This window comes from Paenibacillus sp. B2(2019), assembly GCF_008370385.1.
In the GTDB taxonomy this organism is placed as follows: Bacteria; Bacillota; Bacilli; order Paenibacillales; family Paenibacillaceae; genus Paenibacillus_AQ.
On record NZ_VTZR01000002.1, the window covers coordinates 1,112,380 to 1,138,413 of the forward strand.

General features: G+C 43.0%; 10 protein-coding genes. 1 reads left to right on the plus strand and 9 read right to left on the minus strand.

What is annotated here, in order from left to right:
* The first annotated feature begins 29 nt into the window (after positions 1-29).
* Positions 30-13,034, plus strand: coding sequence for a glycosyl hydrolase family 95 catalytic domain-containing protein (locus PAENI_RS05505; protein WP_188114482.1), 13,005 nt, complete (start codon positions 30-32; stop codon positions 13,032-13,034).
* A gap of 81 nt (positions 13,035-13,115) precedes the next feature.
* On the opposite strand, the gene PAENI_RS05510 is transcribed toward PAENI_RS05505, so the two are convergent.
* The 9 genes from PAENI_RS05510 to PAENI_RS05550 all read right to left on the minus strand — a co-directional run bounded on the left by PAENI_RS05510 (position 13,116) and on the right by PAENI_RS05550 (position 25,523).
* Positions 13,116-14,369, minus strand: a complete 1,254-nt coding sequence (locus PAENI_RS05510) for a sensor histidine kinase (protein WP_149644528.1) — start codon at positions 14,367-14,369, stop codon at positions 13,116-13,118.
* A 213-nt stretch (positions 14,370-14,582) separates the two neighbouring features.
* Positions 14,583-15,722 carry a Ger(x)C family spore germination protein gene (locus tag PAENI_RS05515; RefSeq protein ID WP_149644529.1) on the minus strand — a complete coding sequence of 380 codons (1,140 nt, stop codon included), beginning with the start codon at positions 15,720-15,722 and terminating at the stop codon, positions 14,583-14,585.
* Positions 15,719-17,170 carry a spore germination protein gene (locus tag PAENI_RS05520; RefSeq protein ID WP_149644530.1) on the minus strand — a complete coding sequence of 484 codons (1,452 nt, stop codon included), beginning with the start codon at positions 17,168-17,170 and terminating at the stop codon, positions 15,719-15,721. The genes PAENI_RS05515 and PAENI_RS05520 overlap by 4 nt, the downstream gene beginning before the upstream one ends.
* Entirely contained in the window at positions 17,167-18,261 is a 1,095-nt protein-coding gene (locus tag PAENI_RS05525; protein ID WP_149644531.1) for a GerAB/ArcD/ProY family transporter, read from the minus strand. The genes PAENI_RS05520 and PAENI_RS05525 overlap by 4 nt, the downstream gene beginning before the upstream one ends.
* A gap of 124 nt (positions 18,262-18,385) precedes the next feature.
* The gene (locus PAENI_RS05530) at positions 18,386-20,137 is read right to left on the minus strand and encodes an ABC transporter substrate-binding protein (protein WP_149644532.1); all 1,752 of its coding nucleotides are present in this window, start codon (positions 20,135-20,137) and stop codon (positions 18,386-18,388) included.
* Between the two features lie 76 nt (positions 20,138-20,213).
* On the minus strand, positions 20,214-21,116 hold the full coding sequence (locus tag PAENI_RS05535; RefSeq protein ID WP_149644533.1) for a carbohydrate ABC transporter permease: 903 nt from the start codon (positions 21,114-21,116) through the stop codon (positions 20,214-20,216).
* 9 nt (positions 21,117-21,125) lie between these two features.
* On the minus strand, positions 21,126-22,082 hold the full coding sequence (locus tag PAENI_RS05540) for an ABC transporter permease (RefSeq protein ID WP_149644534.1): 957 nt from the start codon (positions 22,080-22,082) through the stop codon (positions 21,126-21,128).
* Positions 22,083-22,213: 131 nt separating this feature from the next.
* Positions 22,214-23,767, minus strand: coding sequence for a response regulator transcription factor (locus tag PAENI_RS05545; RefSeq protein ID WP_149644535.1), 1,554 nt, complete (start codon positions 23,765-23,767; stop codon positions 22,214-22,216).
* Positions 23,760-25,523: a cache domain-containing sensor histidine kinase gene (locus tag PAENI_RS05550; protein WP_262495507.1), complete on the minus strand. Its 1,764-nt coding sequence runs from the start codon at positions 25,521-25,523 to the stop codon at positions 23,760-23,762. The genes PAENI_RS05545 and PAENI_RS05550 overlap by 8 nt, the downstream gene beginning before the upstream one ends.
* Positions 25,524-26,034 lie beyond the last annotated feature (511 nt).

Here is a 26,034-nt window from a genome sequence, read left to right on the forward strand (position 1 = left end):
ACTAGTTATATAAGGAGGAGGGAATGATCTTGATTAAAATCAAACCTTTAGCTAAACATTTGATCGTGAGCGCTTTATCATTGAGCCTAATTATTCAGCATCCTTTATCTATCCCCATAGCTAAAGCGAATCCTGTAAGCGTTATCACCGGATTGTCCGATGCACCGAAACATAAATTGTCCCTATGGTACCGACAACCGGCGATAAATTGGGAAACTGATGCGCTTCCAATTGGCAATGGCCTTATGGGAGGGATGATCTTCGGTGGCATCGAGCAAGAACGCATTCAGTTAAATGAAAAAACGTTGTGGTCCGGTGGTCCAGGTTCTTCTTTTGTATATACTTGGCCTTCCACGGATGAACCAACAACTTCTAACCCGTATACATTCGGTAATCGCGAGGGTAGTGCAGATCATTTAGAGAGAGTCCGAGCTAAACTCCGCGCAGGGGATATCGATGGTGCTCACAAAGAAGCGGATGAGAATCTTACAGGCTTGAATGAAGGCTTAGGAAGTTATCTAACCTTTGGTGACTTGTACCTGGACTTTGAGAAGTCCTCAACAACCAATGTAGAGAATTATCGCCGGGAGCTTGATCTTGAAGACGCGATATCTCGAGTTAAATACACGCTGGATGGAGTAGAGTATACACGTGAATACTTTGTCAGTTATCCAGATAAAGTAATGGTTACTCGCCTGACAGCCAATCAGCCGGGTAAGCTGTCCTTAGATGTACGCCCGACAAGTGCTCAGGGAGGGACCGTCACGGCGAATGGCAACAACATTAATATTAGGGGTAATGTACTAGACAACAATATGCTATATGAAGGTAACTTCCGCGTCCTAAATCAAGGTGGAAATATAACATCAGGTAACGGAAAGATCCATGCAGCGAATGTAGATTCATTAACCATCCTTACATCATTAGGCACCAACTATGCCAACAGCTATCCTAATTATAGAGGCACTGATCCGTATAATGAGGAAGTGGCGATATTGGATGCCGCTGAGAGTAAATCTTACGAAACATTACTTGAGAATCATATGAAAGATTATAAGTCATTATTTGATCGTGTGAAATTAGATTTGGGCGAGTCCAAGCCTACGATTCCGACAGACGAGCTCTTAGCCACCTATGCAGGAACGAAAAGTAAAGCGCTTGAGGTTTTATTTTATCAATATGGCCGATATTTGTTGATTTCATCTTCTCGTCCCGGTTCACTACCGGCCAACTTACAGGGCGTGTGGAATAATTCTAATAGAGCGCCTTGGAGCAGCGATCATCATTTTAATATCAATATTCAAATGAACTATTGGCCAGCGATGGTAACGAATCTCTCGGAGACAATGACACCACTGATCGATTACATAGATTCGCTGCGTACTCCTGGGCGTATTTCTTCCGAAAAATATTATGGCATTACTAATGCGTGGTCGATTGGAGTGGCAAACAATCCGTTCGGATATACTGCGCCGGGTTGGAATTTTGATTGGGGCTGGTCACCAGCATCCAATGCTTTTATCTCGAATAACATTTGGGAGAGTTATAAATTTTCCGGAGATATCGATCTACTAAAGTCACGTGTTTATCCAATATTGAAGGAAACGACGCGATTTTGGACCCAGTATTTAGTAGAAGATACGGATGGGACATTGGTATCCACACCTTGTTACTCACCAGAGCAAGGTACGATCAGTACAGGATGTGCCTATGACCAGCAGCTTGTACAAGACTTATTTACTAACTACTTGGAGGCAAGTACAACATTAGCTGTCGATTCCGATTTTCGTGAGGAAGTACAAAGTAAATTAAATCAGGTGTCTCCAATCAAAATAGGAAAGTACGGTCAAATTCAAGAATGGAAAGAGGACATCGACGATCCGAATAACAAGCATCGCCATTTGTCCCAACTAGTTGCTTTATATCCAGGCAAGCAAATTAACAAAAATACACCTGAGCTTATGGAAGCTGCCAGAGTGTCATTGCAGCATCGCGGAGACGAGGGTACCGGGTGGAGCAAAGCTAACAAAATTAACATGTGGGCTCGTGCGCAAGATGGCACACATGCACATACGATTCTAGAGGGTCAGCTTACTGGAAGTACATTAAACAACTTATTCGATACGCATCCACCATTCCAAATCGATGGCAACTTCGGAGCTACGTCCGGCATGTCTGAAATGCTGCTACAAAGTCATTTGGACAATATTGATGTTTTGCCAGCGCTCCCTGCTTCATGGCCGAAAGGAAGTTATTCGGGCTTTGTTGCCCGCGGGGGATTTGAGGTCAGTGTGAATTGGAACAATGCTAGAGCTACAAGCATCAGTGTCAAATCTAATAAAGGCAATCGTGCGGTTGTTTCTTATCCAAGCATAGCTGGAGCAACTGTCATGAATCAAGCGGGACAAAGTGTAAAGTATTCCGTAGACAATAACAATCAGATTTCTTTCGACACTCAAGTTGGAGACGTTTACACGATTGGCTCAATTCCTTTACAAGATGGACAATTGTTGACAATGACAATGAAAAATAGTGGTTATTTGCTAGATATTGAAGGGGCATCGGAGCAAGAACAAGCAGCGGTTGTTCAAATGACAGCAGGATCGTTATCACAGAGTCAGCAGTGGTATGCAGAAAGCGTAAGTGATGGATACTACAAAATCACAAATAGCTTGAGCAGTAAAGTGATTGCTGTGCTAAATGAATCAATGTCTGATGGTGCCAAACTCGTACAGCAAACCTATACTTCAGACACTACTTATAATGATGAGTGGCGTCTCGTTGATAAAGGGAGCGGTTATTATCAGTTGGTTAATCGCGGAAGTGGTAAAGCTCTTACAGCATCAACCAACAGCACAGAGACAAGGAAGCAGTTGATCCAATCTTCAATAACAGATTCAGATGAGCAATTATTGGAAATTGATCCTGCAAGTGATCCGTTTGATCAACAAAAGTTCAACCTTACGGTTCAACACAGTAATCTTCGTATGGACGTGAACGAGGATTCCAAATCAGATGGCGCTGCTATCATCCAGTGGTCCGAAAGTTCGGGTCAGAATCAACAATGGATGTTTATGAAGACAAACCCGGGTTATTACAAAATTACCTCAATGAGCAGTTCAAAAGCACTTACTGTAGAGAATGCGTCAACAGCGGACGGTGCAGGAATCATTCAAGCCACGTATACCGATGATGCTACCTACAATGATGAATGGTCAGTCGTAGATGCAGGTGATGGCTATTATCAATTGAAAAATCGGGCTAGCGGAAAAGTGATTGAAATACCTGACAACAGTGTTTCAAGTGGTGAACAATTCGTACAAAACAAAGCTGGTACGGGCAGTAACCAGAAGTTTGCATTCTCGTTAGATAGAACCGTGAATGACAATGTAACCGGGTCAGGAAGTGACCAGTTTGTATACGGTGCGGGTTGGGATTATAGTTCTTCGGAATCTGGGGCTTTCAGTCGTGATAACCATTATTCTAACAAGGCGAGTTCATACGCGCTCTTACGGTTTTCAGGCTCAAAAGTGCAATTGTATGGAGCTAAAGACAATAATCAGGGTATCGTTGCATTCTCTATCGATGATGGTCCTGAACAATTGGTTGATACTTACGCCTCTTCACGTTTAGATCAACAACTGCTCTTTGAAAGCTCTGAGATGTTGAATCAGGAGCATGTACTCAAAATTCGGGTGACAGATCAAAAGAATGACAATTCGAACAACACATATATTTCAGTTGATCGAGCGGATATTCAGTCTCGTGTAGTTAAGAGCGTGGACAAAGCCGAAGATTATTATATACAGACTATAGAAACAATTAACGGAGTTAATCATAGCGTAATCACCCTGAATTATAAAGGTGAAGACGCAGGTGATGCAGTAAAAGCGGCAATCGAGGCTGCCAAAGCGGCGCAGAAGCCTGTCATCCTAGACTTTCCTACAGAAACGTATCATTTTAAAGCATCAACCGCAAATCAAGTGCAATATTTCATTTCAAATACAACCACAAAAGAACAGACACCTAGTAGCGCTCGTAAGGTAGGTCTTATATTCAAGGATATCGATGATCTTACCATTCGAGGGAACGGTTCGACCTTGTTATTCCATGGTGTGATGACACCTATCGTATTCGACCATGCAACAAATATTAAAGTGAACGGAATTAACATCGATTTCAACCGTCCTGTCGTATCGGAGATGACTGTTACTGAAGTAGGCAACAACTACATGAAAGCGAGTATACATCCGGATTCATGGTACTCTATTCAGAATAATCAATTAGTATGGTTCGGTGAGGAGAACTGGACAGAGAACGGAACACAAAATGTACGCGCTGTGCAAGAGTATAACCCAGCTACGAAACAGACATGGAGAGTGGCCAATCCTCTAGACGGCACAACAAGCACGAAGGATCTCGGTAAACGTGAGGTGCAATTCAACTTCCCTAAGAGCCCAGATTTGTCGGTAGGAAACACGTTTCAGTTTCGGGATACAACAAGAAGAGAACAAGGTGCGTTGATCTATCGAAGCAAGAATATTGCGTGGTCAGATGTTAACTTTTATGCTGCACCTGGGCTTGGAATTATCAGCCAATATAGTGAAAATGTATCGCTCGATAACTTGAACTTTGCACCTAAGACAGGCAGTGGACGGACGAACGCATCAATGGCAGACTTCTTGCAAGTTTCTGGAGGCAAGGGTGAGATTCGGGTGTTAAACTCTTATTTTTCCGGAGCTCACGATGATGCGATTAACATTCACGGCACTCATCTGCAAATTGTGCAAGTAATATCATCCCATCAGGTGAAAGTACAATTTATGCATCCTGAGAGCTGGGGCTTTGATGCATTTGCCGTCGGAGATACGATCGACTATATCAACAAGTCGACTTTACTTTCGAAGGAAAGTGCAGTGGTCACCGATGTGACACGTGTAGATGATACTCAAATTGTTCTTACACTAGATAAACCGGTACCATCTTCGATAACTCCGAATGAGTATGTGGTTGAAAATGCCACATGGACACCGAATGTTACCGTTAAGAATTCAACGTTTGAATCGATACCGACTAGAGGCCTCCTCGTGACAACGCGCGGCGTTGTTCGCATCGAGAACAATACGTTTAATGGCATGCAGATGAGCGCGATCTTGATCGCTCATGATGCTAGTAGCTGGTACGAATCCGGAATGGTGAAGGACGTCTTGATCCGTAACAATACGTTTAATAATAACGGGAACGCGGTGATTAGTATTGATCCGAATTCTTCCCTGACGAATCCAGATAAGACCGTGCATAGTCATATTGTGATTGACGGCAACCAGTTTAACAAGGTGGGCGGCAATTCTGAGATTTATGCAAAGAGTGTAGATGGGTTAACTTTTACGAACAATACTGCGAATCAAGGTGGTTTTGAGCTTTCATATGATGCATCTAAAGACGTTACTGTTACGGGGAATAGTGTTAAAGAAAGCGATGTTGACAAAAAGATCAACTTCAATCGCATGATCGTGGGCACGGACTCCGTTGAGGAAAGTCAAGGATTTGACATTACACGAACAAATGACTATACACCTGCTGGCTCGGACGCAAATGAGATTCCGCAAAGTGAAATGGCTGTGAAATCAACCAGTCATTACATCGGAAACGAAGCGGATAATGCCATTGACGGAGACCCTTCGACGATCTGGCATACAGAATGGGATCCTATAGCGGAATTACCACAGTCGATTACTCTAGATCTTGGGAAACCGAGAATGATATCAAAACTAAAGTATTTGCCAAGGCAGGATGGTTCACAAAACGGCAACATTACTTCTTATGAATTATCGACAAGTTTGGACGGAACATCATTTACACGGTTTGCAAGCGGAGATTGGAGTGATGACAGCAATAAAAAAACAGCACAATTCACTCCGGTAACAAGTAGATATCTGAAGCTTACTGCTACTGCAGGCTATGGCAATTTAGCTTCAGCTGCGGAACTCTATGTAAGCAAAGATGCTAGTGACGTACAGTATCAGGAGCTTGCTAAACTTATAACGAATGTGCAAGGCAAGCATGATAGCGCTGTTGAAGGCATCGGCAAGGGGCAATACCCGGTTGGTTCAAAACAAACGTTACAGACAGCCATAAATGAAGCGAAAAAGGCAGTTAACAGCAGTTCGATTACACCGGAGCAGTTACAGAAGACTTTAAATTCTTTGAATGCTGCGCTACAAACCTTCGAATCGCTTATAATCACTGATCCGAATGGCAAATCGATCAAGATCACAACCGAATCTAATCGTATCAACGTAAAGGGTGGAAGTCTTTCGTTAGAAGCAGTCGTGCTTCCGGTTGATCAGCCAATAACATGGGCTGTCTATGAAGTTGATGGTACTGCAACAGATAAAGTGCTTATCGATCAATCTGGCAAGCTAACAGCTGTGAAGGATGGAAGCGTGAAAGTCGTTGCTACAGTAACGGACGATTCTTCGCTTACCGATGAAAAAGTCATTATCATCACAGGGCAAGAGGATCAGAATCCAACTAATGATCCAACGAATCGAGAGGAATTGAATTTCAATACAGGCTGGTTATTCAAACGTGAGGATGTAAGCGGAGCCCAAGAATTAACATTCGATGATAGCGGCTGGGAGGGTGTTAATTTACCTCATAGCGTACGTCTAGAACCGAAAGTCAACGGGGGCATCAATCAAAGCTATCAAGGCTTTGCATCGTATCGAAGACATTTCTCGCTTGATAATTCTTACAGTGGCAAGAAACTGTTTATCGAATTCGAAGGGGCGATGACCAACGCAGAAGTGTGGATTAACGGCACGTATCTTGGCATTCATCACGGCGGATATACTCCTTTTACATTCGATATTACAAAGTATGTTCAATTAGGTGATGCAACGAATGTCATCACAGTAAAGCTTGATAACAGGGATGATCCGCAAACCCCGCCAGGAAAGCCGCAAAGCGGTTTGGACTTTGCATATTTTGGCGGACTTTATCGAGACGTTAAGCTGCATGTCATGGATAACTTGCACGTCACCGATGCTATATACGCAAATAAGGTGGCAGACGGCGGCATTTTTGTTACCTACCCACAGGTAAGTAAAGACGAAGCGACGGTGCAGGTGAAGACAAATATCATCAATGAAAACGCGAGCGCTAAGAACACAAGCGTTAAAACCACGATCGTCGACAGCAACAATCAAGTGGTCGCCACTATGGTGAGCGATGCTCAAAATATAGGGGCGGGTAGCGACCATACATTTGTCCAATCGACGAAGATTAGTAATCCGAAGCTTTGGCATCCTGACCATCCTAATTTGTACACAGTGTATACTTCAGTGAATGATGGGATCACTTTTGTGGATAGTTACAAGACCCGAATCGGGATCCGGCGGATTCAATTTACTCCTGATCAAGGATTTCTCATCAATGGAGAGAAACTAATGTTATATGGCGCGAATCGGCACCAAGAGTATCTGTATGTCGGTAACGCGATGCCTAACTCAGGACAGTACCGAGACGCTAAGCAGCTTCGAGAAGGTGGTTTCAATAACGTACGCACGGGTCATTATCCGCAGGATCCATCTTTCTTAGATGCGGCGGATGAACTTGGATTGACCGTAATCTCCCCGACACCGGGGTGGCAATTCTTCGGAGATTCTGTCTTTGAGGAGCGTTCCTATCAAGCCATCCGAGATATGGTACGTAGAGACCGAAATCATCCGAGCATCATTATGTGGGAATCCAGCTTGAATGAAACGGACTACTCGCTGGAGTATGCACAAAACGCGCATAAGGCTACTCATGAAGAATATCCGGGAGATCAGACGTATACGTCTGCGGATTACGGATTTTTTGGAAAAGAAGTTTATGATGTGAACTACAGAGAAGCGGATACGGCGTTAAAGCCGCTTTTTACAAGGGAATGGGGAGACGATTGGTCGGAAGCCGCGACAAGCCTCACGGGGTATCGATCAGTCCGCAAATTAGGCGAAACCGACATGCTCAACTCCCTCATCTTGCGTCAAAAAGGTCTTAATGGTGAAGGTCATTACGACTGGGCGGGACTCAATGCCAATCCACGTATAGCTGGACATGCTGTCTGGAGCTTTAGCGACAACAACCGCGGCATGGATACCGACCCGGCCTATGCAGGTCTGGTGGATCTGGACCGGTATCCGAAATTTAATTACTATTTCCTCCAAAGCCAGCGTAATCCTGGCTTGAAGCTAAGCGGCGTCGACTCTGGACCGATGGTCTTTATAGCCAATTATTGGACACCATCTTCATCAAGAAACGTCACAGTGGCGAGCAATACGGAGCAAATTAAGCTTTATTTGAACAATAAACTCATTGATACCCAAAATCCCGATAGCGGGCTTAAGCATGTAGCCCACCCGACATTTACATTTAATAATGTACCTTGGGCGGCTGGATCGTTACGGGCAGATGGTCTAATTGGCGGGGTGGTTGTGGCATCACACACCGTGAATACGCCGGGACAGCCACATCATCTGAATGTAGAGTACGATACGAAAGGGAAGGGGCTCGTTGCGGATGGTTCGGACCTGGTAATGGCTTACATTACAGTACGTGACGCAGACAATAACATTGTTCCGACGAATTCCGTTTCTGTCTCCTTAAACTTGAGCGGCCCGGGAGGGCTAGTTGGCAATGGTGTAACGCGAACTTTTGCAAACCCAGTTGCAGTGGAAGGAGGCATAGCCGCCGCGTTCGTGCAATCTTCTCGTACGCCTGGCACCTTAAAGCTGACGGCGAGAGCGAATGGTTTAGTCGCTGGAATTGCTGAAATCACTAGCGAGGCAAGTCAAAGCGTGTTCGTGCCAGGTGGAAGTGACGGAGGGGAACATTGGTTTGAAGGTGAGAATGTCGCTTTAAACAAAAGCATAACAACAAGCAGTGAGCAAACTGAAAATCCAGGCTCGAATGGTAATGATGGGAACGAGACGACCGCATGGATAGCTGCAAGCAGCGATCCAGGACAATGGTGGGAGGTCGATTTGGGCAGCGTCTTTAATATCACGGGCTCGGAAATTGTCTGGGGAAGTGGAAATTCCTATAATCAGTACAAAATCGAGGTATCTGAAGATCAAGGAAATTGGACGACGATTTTGGACAACACCCAAAATAAGACAGCAACGTCGCATCAAAGGGATAAGCTGTCTGCTAATGCACGGTATGTACGCATTATGATAACGGGGGCACAAACGGGTCAAGCCAGTTTCAACGAGTTGAAAGTGTTTGGAGTAGCGCCGTTTCAAAACGAGGCAACGCAGCATCCGGAATTGGTAAATGTCGCGTTAAATAAGTCCGTCAGCGCAAGCGGCTCGGCAAACGGTAATGAACCGTCCAAGGCGAATGATGGCATCAACGCCTCGTGGTGGGAGGCTAACAGTAGTGCGCCTGCATGGTGGCAGGTGGATTTGGGTGCTTCTTACAATTTGGTAGGCAGCAAAATCCTTTGGGGAAGAGACAACATGCATTATACCTACAGAATCGAAGTTTCCTCTAATGGTAAAGAATGGTCGCAAGTGGCGGGCCGTACGGCTTCGGGTCAAGATATGAATCCAGATAATTATACTGCAGCGGGGGTCAGGTACGTCCGAGTAACTGTGGATTCACTTGCTGGAGGTAGTGGTACGCAGAAGCCAGGGTTCAAAGAAATTCAAGTCTACAGCGCCCCTCACAACATAGCGCTTAATAAACCCGTAACCGCAGATAGTTCACAGTGGAACAACCCTGCTGAGGCCGGTAACGATGGAAATGAATCGAGTCGTTGGAGCGCAGACGACGGAAACACGGGACACTGGTACAAGGTTGACCTTGGGGCGATTTACGATTTATCGGGTACCCGGGTGAAGTGGGAAATGCACAATAAGAATTACGAATATCAAATTGAGGTTTCAGACGATGATGAGAATTGGGCGGCAATAACGCAAAAGACAAGCTCACATCAAGTGCAGTTCGACTATTTCAATACTCGCGCAAGGTATGTACGAATCCAAGTGACGGATATGTCTGATGGATGGGCAAGCTTTTGGGAATTTGACGTATATGGCGCGGTTCCGGTTGACACGTCGTTGATCCCACAGTCGCAAATGACTGCTACGGCAACGAGTGAAGAGACAAGCGGAGAAAATAATGATGCTTCGCAAGCCATTGATGGTAATCCGTCGACACTCTGGCATACGAAGTGGGATTTGTCTAATCCGCTCCCACAATCCATCACGCTTAATCTTGGTAATTCGCATGTCATTTCGAAACTAAAATATTTGCCTAGGCAAAATGGGGCACAGAACGGAAATATTACTTCTTACGAGATATTAACAAGCTTGGACGGTGAGAACTTCACACCAGTTACAGGCGGAAGCTGGGATGATGACAGCACTGAGAAAATCGTAGAATTCGCTCCGGTCGCAAGCAGATATCTGAAACTTACTGCCATCGCAGGTCATGGTGGTTTAGCTTCAGCGGCAGAGATTAACATCATGAAGAATGAGATGGATGAGGACTATCAAGCCCTTCAAGCGCTTATCACAAGTGTGCAAAGCAAGCACGACAGTGCAATAGAAGGGAATGAAGAGGGTCAGTATCCAGAAGGTTCGAAACTAACTTTACAAAAAGCCATTGATCAAGCGAAGGATGTACGCGATAGCATCTCTGTTACGCAACAGCAATTACAGCAGGCGGTGAAGGATTTAAATGCTGCATTGCAAGGGATGGAGGAGAGTATCAAAAATCATGTTAAGGTTCAATCGATCACGATCACAAGTGAATCATCGGTGATTACGACGAAGAAAGGAACTCTTCAATTAGGCGCTGCCGTGCTACCTACCCATGCTAATAAGTCTGTAACATGGGCTGTGTATGAAGTAGATGGCATAACAGTAACGGACAAAGCGAACATTGAACTATCCGGTTTGATGACGGCGGTGAAAGATGGAACCGTGAAGGTGGTAGCCACAGCAACGGATGGTTCTAATGTTCAAGGTGAGTTAGCTATTACCATAAGTGGTCAATCGGACATTATCGATCCGGGCACTGATCCTGTGAATGTTGAAAAGATTAACATTTCAAGTTCAGGAGATGTGTCAACGATTACCACTAAGAGCGGAAGCCTTCAACTTGGTGCTACCGTGCTGCCTGCTAATGCTACGAATAAGTCGGTAACATGGGCTGTATATGGAGCGGATAGCGTATCTGCAACGGATTTAGCAACCATTAATCTATCTGGACTGCTGACGGCGGTGAAAGATGGAACCGTGAAGGTGGTAGCCACAGCAACGGATGGTTCTAATGTTCAAGGTGAGTTGTCTATTACCATAAGTGGTCAATCGGACATTATCGATCCGGGCACTGATCCTGTGGATGTTGAAAAGATTAACATTACAAGTTCAGGAGATGTTTCAACGATTACCACTAAGAACGGAACCCTCCAATTTGGGGCTAACGTATTTCCTGAAAATGCTACGAACAAGTCTGTTATTTGGACAGTTTTTGGAGCGGATGGAGTAACACCAACGGATCAAGCAATTATTAATTCGAGTGGTTTATTGAAGGCTGTGAAGAACGGTGTTGTGAGAGTAGTGGCGACTTCCGTTGAAAATCCATCAGTTTACGGGATAAAAGAGATTACGATCAGTGGGCAAAATGATAGTCCAGAGCCTACTCCAGACCCAGGAACAAATAATCCAGGTACAAATCCAGGCAACCCAACGACACCAACGAGTCCTACACCTACACCAACGACCCCTACTACAAAAGAAGATCCACATCGTTATGTGCCAACGGGTAAAGAACTGCAAAGTGAAACTGTACAGAACGGAACAACAAGCCTGACCATTAATATTGATAAGGAAGCTTTAGCGAAGAAATTAGAAGCACTTAACAAAACTACAGAAAACCCTAATCTCAATATCGAGATTCCAGGAGTGAATGCATGGAATACAGTGCATCTTCCACTGGATGTCTTGTACAACAGCTTGAAAGCGAATAAGGAAACAATCATTACACTTAGTAGTCATTTAGGCAGTTATGAACTTCCGCTTTCCATTCTGAATCGTGAAGAACTAGAGAAAGCAGGTAAAGTTTCGGGTTCAACCTTAATCATTCGAATGGATAATATGACTTCACAGCTTGAACAGAAGTTTGAACAATCCATAATAGAAAAAGGAATGAAGCGGGTAAGCGACATTATCGCATTTAAAGTCATTCTTAAATCAAATGACAAAGAAGTAGAGCTTCCACGTCTCGGAAATACGTTTATAACACGTGTCATAAATATGGATGGCGTTATTCAAGATCCATCGTCGGCGACCGCTGTTATATTCGATCCGATCACAGGTCAAATGCGCTTCGTGCCATCGGTGTTTAATGTGAAGAACGGCAAAACTGAAATCTCGATTTTCGGTCAAGCAAATGGCTTATACGCAATCGTCCAGAACAAGAAAACCTTCGAGGATATGATTGGACATTGGGCGCAAAAGGATGTGGAGACCTTAGCCTCTAAACTGATCATTAACGGCATGACGGATCGGACGTTCGCTCCAGCAGGCCAGGTCACACGCGCTCAATTTGCGGCACTCTTGGTAAGAGGACTAGGGTTAACGACGGATTCATTATCGAATGTATTTGCAGATGTTAGTGCTACGGCGTGGTATGCACAGGACGTGAACACAGCAGCTAAGTTAGGCTTGGTTCAAGGCGTTGGTGAGGGTAAATTCAGTCCTGAGGCAATGATTACAAGAGAGCAAATGGTCGTTATGATCATGAAGGCTATTCATCTCGTTCAAGGTGATCAGGGGACGGAAGCTCAAATACGTACTCCATTTGCAGATCAGGAACGAATCTCTGATTATGCTACCCATGCAGTAACAGAAGCAGCGAGCAAAGGATTAATCAAAGGAAAAACAGAAACAACGTTTGTTCCGCAAGAGGCAGCAACACGTGCTGAAGCTGCTGTAATGCTCAAACATGTTCTGCAATATTTGAAGTTTATGAATTAAATAATATTAAATAGGCTCGGTTCAAACGATAAGTTTGAGCCGAGTTTTTTTGTTTCGTTGTAGTATGTAGGTACTCCGTACTCAGTCAGTTAATGGAATGGAGAGAATAAATTCAGTTCCTTCTCCTGATTTACTTCGTACAGTTACCTCACCGTTCATCGAACGGATCAGTTGATAAGAAAGCGTAAGTCCTAAGCCCGTTCCTTTGCTTTTAGTTGAAAAATAAATGCTACCTAGTCGCTCCATTTGCTCGCTACTCATTCCAACCCCATTATCATTTATTATTATTTTTGCCAAATTGGATTGACGCTCGATATGGATGCTTACACTACCTGTTGCTTGAACAGAGCAAGCTTCTATCGCATTTTTTATAAAATTAATGAATAGTTGTTTGATTTCAGTAGGGTTTGCAGATACATATAGTTTATCCTCTAAATGTTGGATCTCCAAAGTAACATTATTCATATTGGCGTATGGAGTTATGATATCTACAATCGAGTAGATTTGCTGCACAAGTTCAATTTTCTCTACCATTGAATGATTGGGTTTAGCTATCGATAAATATTCAGAAAGAATAACTTCTGTCCGCTTAATCTCTTCAAGGCAAATTTCAATATATTTCTGACTCTTTTCTCTTGTGATCGAATCATCCTTCAATAATTTTAAAAATCCCATTACGGCTGTAAGTGGATTACGAACTTCATGGGCTAGAGAGGCTGCGACATGAGCGATCGTCTCCGATTTTTCGCTTTGAAGATACCTGAGATATAATTCCTTATCAGAAACTGCTTTATTAAAAAGGGAAATCAATATCCAAATTCCGAGGAAGTTTTGCACGGGCATAACGAGGATATTGAACTTTAAATGCTGTATCATGTATTGGTATTCCGTGGCATACATAGTACCTATTGGAATAATGGAAAAGCATATCCCTGCAATGAAGGTAATCAGTTTTCGATATTCGGAACGACGACGGTATAGGATGGATAAGAGGGTAGATAAGGTAAAGGTGATGGAGAGGATAATAATCGCGGAAAATAGTCCCTGCCCACCTATAAGCAAGCGGTATGTTAGAAACTCAACGAGAAGAAACACTCCAGTAGTTATGCCGCCATACACCATTCCGAAAAACATGATCACGTATCGAATGTCGAATATGATTCCATTTTGTACACTAACAGGAAAGGTCATCGACATAAAAAGGCAAATCATACAGGTAATCGTAATGAATTGTTTTGAATAGTTTACGGCTTTGTCACGATAGTAAATCGTATAAAGGACAAAGGGAGTTAGGGCAAACAATAATTGCAGCAAAATATCCTTTACATACAGCATAGTAGCTCTCCCACCAGTTTTAAAAGATTTTGATATACTGTTATTCGTTATAACTATGAATTCTTCCTTCTGTAGAGAAGGTGTAAAAGCACAAGTCATAACTATTGAGTAGAAAGATACATATATTTAATCATTTCAAGTAAAGAGGCTGATGAACAACTTTTAATTATTAAAAGTTGTTCATCAGCCTCTAGTTGATCACCTCATCTGAGTTTACTCCATCTTAGATATCCCACCACTGGTCAGATTCACCTTGATATCAATCTTGTCGATGCTACTTGAATCGAGCGGTAAGACTCCCTTATCATTCAATTTGTTCCACTCCTTCGGAAGGTTGCGATAGAATATGCCCGATAGTCCATAGACATCAGCATTTATTTCTAAACCTTTCAAGTAAGTCTCCATAATCTGTTCATTAATTTCTTTTATCGCTTTCAGTTCAAGATCATTTTTATTGAGATTTGCACTCAACTCTGGAAGAGTGCCCTGCATAGAAACTTTTATGTCGAAGGCAGGTTTGCCATCCTTCATCTTAGGATGAATAGAAGATTTAATTTTGTTCATAACGATCACAGCAAGCACGGTTTGCTTTTCTTTGAGAAACAGAGGCGTCCTTTGCGTCTTTTTTTCCAACCATCGAACCCCTAAAATATCACTGGACTTCAGGCAGCCACGAAATTGCTCATTTTGCAGAAAACAGATCCCCGTCGTGCTAATGTTCGGAGAAGGTGCGATGTTGCTGGTCCAGTCTGGCGAAATTTCAATAAAAGGCAATTGAACCGTTTCGGCTTTCTCTTTCCATTTCCATATAAACTTGTACAGATACAGCGGAGCGATAATTGAGCTCTGTTCATAGGTTCGCATGGGACTGTTAAGCTGCGAGTAAATTACCGATAGATCAGCGATTGACGGAGTAGTCAGCGCTTTTTCCATGGGATCTTTGGTTGCCATTGTCCAAACAGTATAACGAAATTCATAATATCGATCCCACACGTCTAAAACTTGATTGATAACCCTACTCTCCTTTAGTGCAGCTTCACTAAATACGATCGTTTTCACATTGCTCCAGACAATTCTTTGTGGACTAGTAGCATATAAATTAAAGATTGCGGTATCAAACGAATCTCCTTCTGCTTTGCCGATGAAGGTTTTTTGTTCTTGGGTCTGACCCGCTTCTTTCTTTGCAATGCCACTAAAGTTAACCATTTGGATATAAACAACGACTTTGTTATCTACATAATCGACTCCTAATGTATTTACATAGATCATATGTTCAATTTCCTTTGATCCCCAACAACCTGTAAGCAGCATGGAGAGCAGAGAGGTAACAAGAATACATCGGATCAATTTCATGATCGTCCTCGTCCTTTATTTCCCGTATTGTCTGTGAACTTTCCCTTACCCCACGGCATTCTGAAGATAACCTTATAAAATTCCTTGAAGTGCGGCGGGGATAGAGGGGAAAGATAGTAGGTGCCGAATGAACGCAAATTGACCATAAAAAGGATCAGTGCAAGCAGACTTGTCATCGTACCAAATAACCCCAGAAACCCGCTAATCAAGAGCACCGCAATTCGAAGCAAGCTAACGACGCTAACTAATGACTGATTCACCAAGGTAAAGGTGGCCAATACTGAAATGGCTATAACCACAATCGTACCTGGACCTGCAATGCCGGCACTAATGGCTGCCTGACCGATGATTAAACCTCCTACTACCGATAAGGTCTGGCCGTAAGCAGTTGGTAATCTCATACCTGCTTCCCGAAAAATCTCGAATAAAATGAGCATCACAATCGCCTCCAAGGGAACTGGAAGAGGCACTCCCTGTCTCGAATTCACTAACGTTGCAAGCAACGTAAAGGGAATTTGATCCTGATGAAACGTAGTGAGTGCAACCCAAAAGCCCGGTAAAAATAAGGAAAGCATTACTCCGAATACTCTTAACAACCTAGTAAAACCAACAAAAACATTTACCATATGTGCATCTTCCGAAGTATTCAACAAAAAGCTAAAGCTCACTGGCGCAATAATCACCGTAGGTGAACCATTCGTCAAGAGCACAAATTTGCCATGAAGCAGTGAATTCGCAGCATAGTCAGGCCTGCCCGTATATGCGAATAATGGAAAAAATGAAAATCCAGTTAGGCTTTCTTCAAGCTGGGTACTACTCACCAATCCCTGGATTTGAATACTGGCTAGTTTTGACTTGATCTCATTTAGTACATGAGGTTTAATCGTCTCCTTGAGATATAAAAGATGAACTTCAGTCGCGGTTTGGATTCCAATACTGAATTGTTCAACAGCCAATAATTCGGTCTTGAGTCTTTTTCGAATAAGGGCAATATTGGTAAATGATTCTTCCGTAAAGCCATCCTTAGGCCCTCTTGTTGACACTTCTGTATTGGGTTCTTCAGGTTGCCGTTTAGGTGGATCAGCCAATTTCACAACATAGTATTGATTCGATGGCGTAAAAAGAAGGAAAAGATCACCATTAAGCACAGTATCAATCATTGAAGCATTAATCTCTTTTGATGGAAGGAGGGTCATGTGAAACGGAACCTTTTGCATAAGATCGAGTTCAGATGATGTGAGAATAGATTCCGGGATCTTTTTTAATTCCGGTATGATATATTCTTCCACTTTGATTTCATCGCACAACCCCTGGCAATACACCAGTTGAACGGCATTGTCCGAGTCAGACAAAGAGATAGTTAGTTTCTTAATGTCTGAACTTGAACCAAATACTCGTGTGAACACATCCTCGAACGTATTGGATTCCTTTTGCTCAGGCTCTTTCATGATGTTGCTTTCCCCTTTCGTTGAGCCAAGCTAATCAGCCCTGCAATAATTACAGAAAAAGCGAGTACCCCCCAAAAAGAAAAGGGAAGTACATAGTGAGCTAACATACTCAGAAAAAAATGGTCACTAAATGGAATGGCTGTGAACACTACAATAGCAAAAGAAATGCTTCCAAGAACCAACATTTTCACTTTTTTACTTTGAATTTGGAGTATATCGAGAATTAGAAACATAGTTAGAGAAATTCTCAGAAAAGCACCACTGAACCATTGATAAACGCTAAAAAAATCTAGATGCTCAATGTATTGTCCAATCGTCAGCAATCTCCATTCTTCATACGCGGGAAATCTGAGTTTATCAGCCTCATCCGGACCAAATTCAACAATTGCACCAATTATCGGACCCATGGTTAAACCTAAGATAAGCAGGATCATGATCATAAACGATAGATATGACAATCGGGATTTGATGTGATGTTGCATAAAGAAAAGCATGATGACCTCAACAAAACCTGCTCCTACGTACACGCTCCCTTTCCAAACGGGCTGCATACCGTGCTCAAGCATCGGTCTTAATAAGGAATAATCTTTATGAGTTGTATTAGAGAACATTATAAAAAAACCCAATATAATAACAAAAGGCAGCAAAATAGCAGCGGTATTCGCGAGCGAGTGAATACCTAAATAAGCATTTATCACAGAAATCAAAAGTAATACAAACGTAAGGACCAGTATAGGTGTCTCTGGTGAGAAGGTCAGATGCACCCAGTATACAGTGTCTCTAGTTGTAATCATGCATAAGACAAACAAGTATACACTAGCGACTACCGCAAGAATACGGCTCACGATAGGAGGGTAAGCTTTAGCCAGCCAAGCGAAAAGATGCTGTTTTTTGATTTTAGTAGTACTAATGTGCAGGATAAAGATCCAAACTAGCGCACATGCCCCAGCAAGCAGCACTGAGATCCAGGCGTCACGTTTTGCCGCGTCCAATAGGATGGGGATGATAATGACATGATTTAGAAGGCCTGTACTCAGCATAATAATCATGATGGATTGAATAAACGTAATATTTGTTTTGATTTTCCTCATCCTCCTAAATAAACCGGACCCACATCTACCTTATAATGCCATTCTTGGAGGTGATTTATTCTGGAGAATTGAGCAGTGCAAAACGTAAAGAGCCGAGCGGATATCCGCTCGGCTCAAAGTGTTATTATTTAGCGCTCCATAAGGCAACACGATCCTGCACATATTTGGTATAGCCTTTCTCCATTTTTTCTACTCCGGCTTTCTCCAAAGCTGCCATGTAGTCAGCCCAGATTTTATCGAAATCTGCTGGTTTGGCAAGAATGGCTTCCGGAATACGTTTCCATGTAATATCTCTCATTTTGTTACCTAAAATGGTGACCTCATCTTCACCTGGAATCGCGATATTCCACGCTGCACCATAGGCCTTTTCAGTGAATTCTTCTTCTTTCGGGAATAGATCCTTCCAAGTGGTTGCCTTGTAGGCAGCTAAAGTTTCTTTCTCAACATCGCTATACCCAAGTACAAGTTGTTCCGGGAAGTTTTTAGTGTAATAATTTCCACTTGCATCCTTAGCGCCGTCTCCGTAATGAACCATCATATTCCAGTAGAAGCCGATTCCTGTCTCCTTGGTGAAGGCTGTGTTGTCATTGTTGATGCGATCTTGTACATCTGTCGGAACGATCCGTTTGCCGTTCTCTACCACATAATGCTTACCTTCAATTCCCCAGTTATTCAAGATTTGTCCTTCGTCAGAAGCGAGAAAATCCAGGAACTTAATTGTACGAATCGGATCCGGATTTGTGCTGGAGATCGAGATGCCATAACCACCCATGAAGCCGGTAGGCCAGAAGCTAGTTTCCTTGTATTCTTTCGTTAATGTTACCGGATAATGACCATAAGTTTGATCGAACTTTCCTGCCGTTTTCAACGCTTGTTGAGCATCATTATAATCCCAATCTTGATCAATCAAGCCAAGCACACGTCCTGTGGCTACTTTAGCTTTGTACTGGTCATACTTTTGCACGAAGCTCTCTTTGTCTAGCAATCCGATATCATTCATATGATTCAGCCAGCGGAAATACTCTTTCTCCTCCGGACGGCGAAAGTGGTAGATCGCCTCATGTGTCTGTTGATCTACGTAATATTCCCCGTCATCCGAACCGCCTGTCGTTGCAACAGCAGGGTTAGTGACGGAAATGTACATATGCCAATCATCCGCGTTCAGGGAGACTCCGATGTTCTTGTTGCCGTTCTCATCAGTTGGATGTTTCTCAAGATAGGCTTTAATTACATTCTCATAATCGGTGACTGTTCTGATTTCAGGGTATCCGGCTTCCTTCAAGACGCGATGTTGAAGCTCAAATCCGCCGCCAGCCACGAATTTCTTCTCATCAACCGCTGCCCAGGTAGGAATGGCATAAATCGATTGGTCTTCATTCGTGTATTTTGCCCGGGCAAGGTTGTCACCAAGCACACGTTTAATATTTGGTGCATACTTGTCGATTAACTCCGTTAAATCGATGACTGCTCCAGCATCTACAAGTTTACCGATATCAGCTTTGGCAGAGATGATATCCGGATAATCACCACCAGCAGCGATTAAGGCGATTTTTTGTTGTGGATCACCTACCGCAAATTCCGCATCGAGTGTGACGCCTGTTTTCTCTGTAATCACTTTACTGATGTCGTCTTTCATATTGTTCCAGTTCGGATTTGGATCTTCAGCGAAGAAGGAGAGTGTAAGCGGGCTTAAATCTTCGGCTTGTGCAGTTGCTTCCGCGGTAGCCTCTGCAGTGGCACTAACTTCATTTCTTGGTTTAGTTCCTGCGTTGTTATCAGTCGTTTTGTTGCCTGATCCGCTACAACCTGCCAGCACACTAATTAGTAAAGTCAAGACCATCAACATCACATGCGATTTTACTGTATTTCTTGTCATGAATAGAAACCCTCCCTTTTTCTGGTCAAAAAATGTATTGTGTATACAGGCTAAGCCTGCTTATACCATTAGCGTACTAACTCTTTACTGAACCCAAAGTCATACCTTTAACAAAGTAGCGCTGCAAAAACGGATAGACGATTAGAATAGGCACAGTGACTACGATCGTGATTGCCATTTTGACTGATTCCGGAGAAATTTGTGCCATAACCTCTGTCATATTGCGACCTCGGAAATTGTCTGCATTAGTTGTCGTACTCTGTATGACCTTCATTAGCTCGAACTGGAGGGTAGTCAACGCATCCTTGGAACCATTGTAAAGATAAGTATCAAGCCATGAATTCCATTGGCCAACGGCGAGGAAGAGAGCGATGGTTGCCAGCGCAGGTTTGGTCAGCGGAAGAATAACCCGCCAATAAATCGTGAAGTCATTAGCCCCGTCCAACTTAGCGGATTCCTGCAGCGCATAGGGCAAGCCATCGATAAAGGAACGGATGACAAATACATTAAATGCGCTGACTAGACCGGGGAGGACATACACGCCAAAGGTTCCTATCATATGAAGATCTTTAATCAGAATGTAGCCAGGGATGAGACCACCTGAGACATACATCGTAAGCGCGAGAAATGTAGAGACGAACTTTCGGGCTTGGAAGTCTACCCGACTCAGAGTGAAAGCTAACATGGAGGCACTGACCAACCCAAGAATCGTGCCAATCACCGTACGTAATATAGAGATTTTGAGTCCGGTCATCAGCCCGGAATAGGCAAAGATCGTCTCATAGTTCTTAATAGTGAAGACGCGTGGATATATCGTAATTCCACCCTTAATGCTGTCAGTGGAGTCGTTAAAGGAAATTGCCAACACATTCAGAAAAGGATATAGCGTAACTATGGTCACTACAGTGATCGCAATATAGACTACCAGATCGAAGATGCGGTCCGACCATGACACGGCGGCCAGTTTTTTACTTAGCATAAGGGCCTCCTATATGATGCTTTCTTTGGTTATTTTTTTGAATATCCCGTTGGCGACAAACAGCAGAATCACACTTACCACAGAATTGAAGATATTAATGGCTGTACCGAAGGAGAATCGGCCCATGCCAAGCCCGTAGTTCAATGCGTACAGATCCAGCGTCTGTGAGTAGTCGCGCACCAGGTTATTGCCTAGCAGGAACTGCTTCTCGAACCCAATGCTAATTAAATGCCCGATGGAAATAATGAGCAGAATAATGATGGTTGTCTGAATACCTGGAAGTGTAATGTTTCGTACTTGCTGCAGGCGGCTTGCACCATCTACTCTTGCTGCTTCATAAAGCTCTGGACCTATACCTGAGATGGCTGCAAGGTAAATGATTGTGTTCCACCCGGTTTCCTTCCAAACATCAGAAGCTGTGACGATCCCCCAGAATAAATGACCTTTAGCCATGAATTGTATAGGTTCACTAATAAGATGAAGACTTAGCAGCAGGTCGTTTACCGCACCGTTATCGGTAGAGAGCATCTTGGTAATAATTCCGGCAGCAACCACCCAAGATACGAAGTGGGGGAGATAGGAGACTGTCTGTACAAACCGTTTCAGAAACTGAAGCCGTAGCTCGTTAAGAAGGATAGCAAAAATGATGGGAATAATGAATCCAGCCAACAAGCCCATGATGCTCATAGCGAGTGTATTGCGAAGTGCATTAAAGAATTGATCATCCTGAAAAAGCTCTCTGAAGTACTGTAAGCCGACCCATTTTTGATCGAAAAAGGATTTCCCGGGTTTATATTTCTGAAAAGCCATCGTCCAGCCCCATAAAGGCAAATAATTAAATACAAATGCCCAGAGCACAAATGGGAAGGCCATCATATAGAGGTATTTCTGCTGTATAAAAGTTGGCCAAAAGCGTGAAACAGGCTTCTTCAGCTCCGGTTGAGTTTTTGAGGTAATCGCTTTCATTTATGTCCCTCCTTCGATATGCCATAATCATAATCTACAGAAAGTGAAAGAAACACCCGAATATTTTATATAAAAAACAGGGGTATATCTGTTATTTTCGTAAGCGTTTTCTGAAAAATATTGAGTCTTTTTCAATTCTTTCTGCGGTAGTCGGAGGGAGAGACACCTTCGTGCTTCTTGAATTTTTCACGAAAATAATCTACATCACTGATGCCCACTTCGTTTGCGACCTGATGGATTTTGTAGCCTTGAGTAAGCAGTTCCTTGGCCTTCTCCATGCGGACATTATCTAGATAGCTGTTAAAGGAATACCCCGTGCTGTTCTTAAAAAGCTTCCCTAGATAAGCGCTACTATAACTAAATACATCCGCTAGCGTGTCGAGCTTAAGATTCTTATTATAATGTCGATGGATGAGATCCAGCATCCGCTTTAGGAAGACCTCCATATCGTCGCGGGTAATGCCTTTTGCATAATACTCAAGAAGAGTGGAGGCATAGCGCTGCAATTGAGGCAGAGAGGTATGTTTATAGATTTGTTCAATTTGCTCATCCATGTTGCTGTGCAGAGGACTCAGCTCCTTATATTGAAACGAGAGTTTGTTGAGTAGATAAGAGACGATACGCACATAACGCGATTTCACGGCCATCTCGGAATAATCGGCGGTAATCATAAGTTCTCCAGCTTCTTGAATCAGGGTGAAAAGTAACGCGCAATTGCCGGTATCCATACAAAAAAACATCCGTTCTAGAACGGACTCCAGCCTGTTCTCTATTTCCTCTGAACTAACTGTCAGCCCATTCTTTATTTTCATGGAATCCGGTCCAATCATCCCCGTCTCGTCATAGAAGAAATGCTCTTTCATCCTTGCCAGCGCCGATAGGTGGGAGACGGAGATATCCTCCAGAGAGTTCACCATATCACCTGCGGTGATGATACATTCAAGTTCATTGTCAAATACTACTTGCTGTATATTCTGGACCATTAACTTATGTACAAGTTCTTTCTGAAATGAGGGCTGAAGCAGAACCCCCAAATAAGAATCTAGCAAGAATACTATGCCCCAGTTATTTTCTTCAAAGCTTTTTGCAAGTCTCGCCTTTACGACTGTTGAAGGTCCATGATCCGCATTGTCCTGAAGTATCAGCCTAATCAGAACCACTTGATAGGAATCCCATAGTAGTTCTGCTTCAAGAATGGTTGCATCCATTATTGACGGAGTCTGCGCACTTCGATCCATTAACAAGGATTGAACTAGCATTTCCCGGTTCCATACTTTGACTGCGGCCTGTTTCTTACGATCAGTAATACGTGCATCCAGCTCAATGGACAGATTCTCCAAGTATAGCTGTAGTTCATCTTCATCTACAGGCTTGAGCAAATAGGTATCAATGCCAAAGGATAACGCTCGCTTAGCATAGTTAAAATCCGCATAGCCACTGAGGATGATGATGTGCATTTCCGGATCAAGTGCTCTCAGCTCTTCAACAAGCTCTAGACCATCTCTACCGGGCATACGGATATCTACGATCATTAAATCAGGGGAGTAAAGTTCATATTTATGTTTAGCTTCAATGGCATTTGCGGCGGAATCGATGACTTGATATCCAATACTCTCCCAGTCTAGCAGAGCAACTAGTCCTTCACGGATCGCCAGCTCATCATCCACTATCAACACGCTATACATAAGAATCACTCCTTAATGGAATCGCAAAGCTGATTTGCGTTCCGAATCCGATTTGACTTGCTAAGGTCAGCCCAAATTGTGGACCGTAGGTCAGCTGCAGCCGCAAATGAATATTGCGCATCCCAATATTATTAGTTTCATAGTCATCATTGTTATTCAACATCTTCCTAATTTCTTGTATCCGTGTTTTTGAAATACCCACTCCATTGTCAGATACCTGAACCTTTAGATAACTGTCTTCTAAGCGGATTTCCACCCGGACCATGCCGCCTTCAATTCGATTCTCCAATCCGTGGATGACACAATTCTCTACCAGGGGCTGAATAATTAAAGGGGGAATTTGAAAAGGATTCGCCTTTGGGTCCACAAGTAGCTCATAAGTGAGTCTGTCATCATAGCGGAATTTTTGGATGACTAGGTAACTGTTTACGGTTTCTAGCTCACTTTGCAGACTGATCCTCCCATTGCCGACCTCAAGGTTTTTACGCATCATTTTTCCCAGCAGTCGAACGACTTGAGAAATATCCGCTTGTCCTCTGACAAGAGCTTTCATGCGGATTGATTCTAGGGCATTGAAGAGGAAGTGAGGATTGATCTGGCTGGCCATCATCTTGAATTTAATTTCATTTTGCTTAAGCTGAGTCGCATTTTTCTGTCGATTAGATTCTTGTACCTCACTCATTAGTTCATTAATGTTCCGAACCATATGATTGAATTGTCTGGCAAGCTGACCGATTTCATCTTTACCGTCAATAACAAGCGTGGCTCCTAAATTTCCCGCAGCGACCTTAGAAATATGTTTGCTCAAATGTAGCATCCTTCCGGTGAGTAGCCGTGAGACATAGTAAATCAACAGAATAGCCATAATCATTGCCGAAAGAATTACAATTGAAGCTAGAAAGATAATTCGGTTGGGCTCATCGACGATGCTTGCTACAGAAAAAATGGAAATGATACGCAGGCTATTCAAGCTTCCTCCGGGTTGCCAGTGATCGATCACCATTTTGAAGGGTTTGCCATCAATGGTTACATCGTGGGGACCTTGCCCTGTAGCGGATAAGGTTGCTAGGTCAATATTCGACAGTGATTTATCTTGTGTATCTACACGATTTGAGGCGACAATATTGTCGTTCTCATCCATAATAAGAGTTTCAAAAGATTCTTGGTTGAGGATCGCATTGAGCTTTTTGGTATTCACATTCACGACTAGCACACCGGTGGTTCTCGCCTTAAAAAAATTGACCTTTCGGATTAGACTTAAATAATATTGTCCATTACGGTTGTCTCGAATATAATTCCAGCAGACCAGTCCCCTTTGGGCTAGTGCGGTTTGGTACCATTGTTCCTGCGTAACACTCTCATTCGTCTGTAGAAACTCCCAGTTGTTGAGAACCGTTGGGTTATCGATATATAAGCGGATACTGGAAACTTCGTTGTATAGTCGAACAAAATCACGGAAATCAGGATAGTTCCAGTAAGCTTCAACAACATCATAGACAGACTCATAACGATGATTGGCAACCTCTTCAAGCCGGCTATCATTCGATAGGCGATAAGCAATATCAAGCGGGATGTTGAGCATTTCGCCAGTCCGTTTTTTCACTCGATCGACGTTGGCGGTAATCTGCTCAAGCGCATTAGCCATTGCCATATTCCGTAGTTCATTTGTAAGGAACAGCCCTACAATTAAGACCGGGATTAGAACAACACAGCCAAATGACAGAAATAACTTCGTTCTGAGTCTTAGATTATTCATAAGAGTGATGATACGAGCATACACGACTAATGGCCACCTCCTGCAACAGAATGTTAACGCTTACATAAAAGTATATCGTTAAACGAACTTCCATTATATGTGATCATTTAGGGATTTATTGTCTTCTGTTATGGAGTTTTGGAAAGAGGATATATTATATAAAAATCTACAAAAAAAATAGAAAACCACTGATCTAGTCAACTAGATCAATGGTTTTTATCCAATTGAATGGTCTCGATTTTCTTTACCGAAGAATAATTCTTAAAAAATATCTCGGTGAACCGTATCACAAACAAAAGCAATCTCTCTGAAGAAAAACTTGCAGAAGTCTGTATTTACAGAATGCGGACCCTTATGAGGATTTGGTTTGAATGACAGACTCATTCTTTAAAATAGGGTGTAATCCCTTTTGAATATAGGTTCTCTACTAACTTGAAAAATTCTTCTGACGATAAATCCTTTTGACGCTGGAGCCAAAGACGAAATAAAGAAAGGGCAGTTGTCAGGTAAA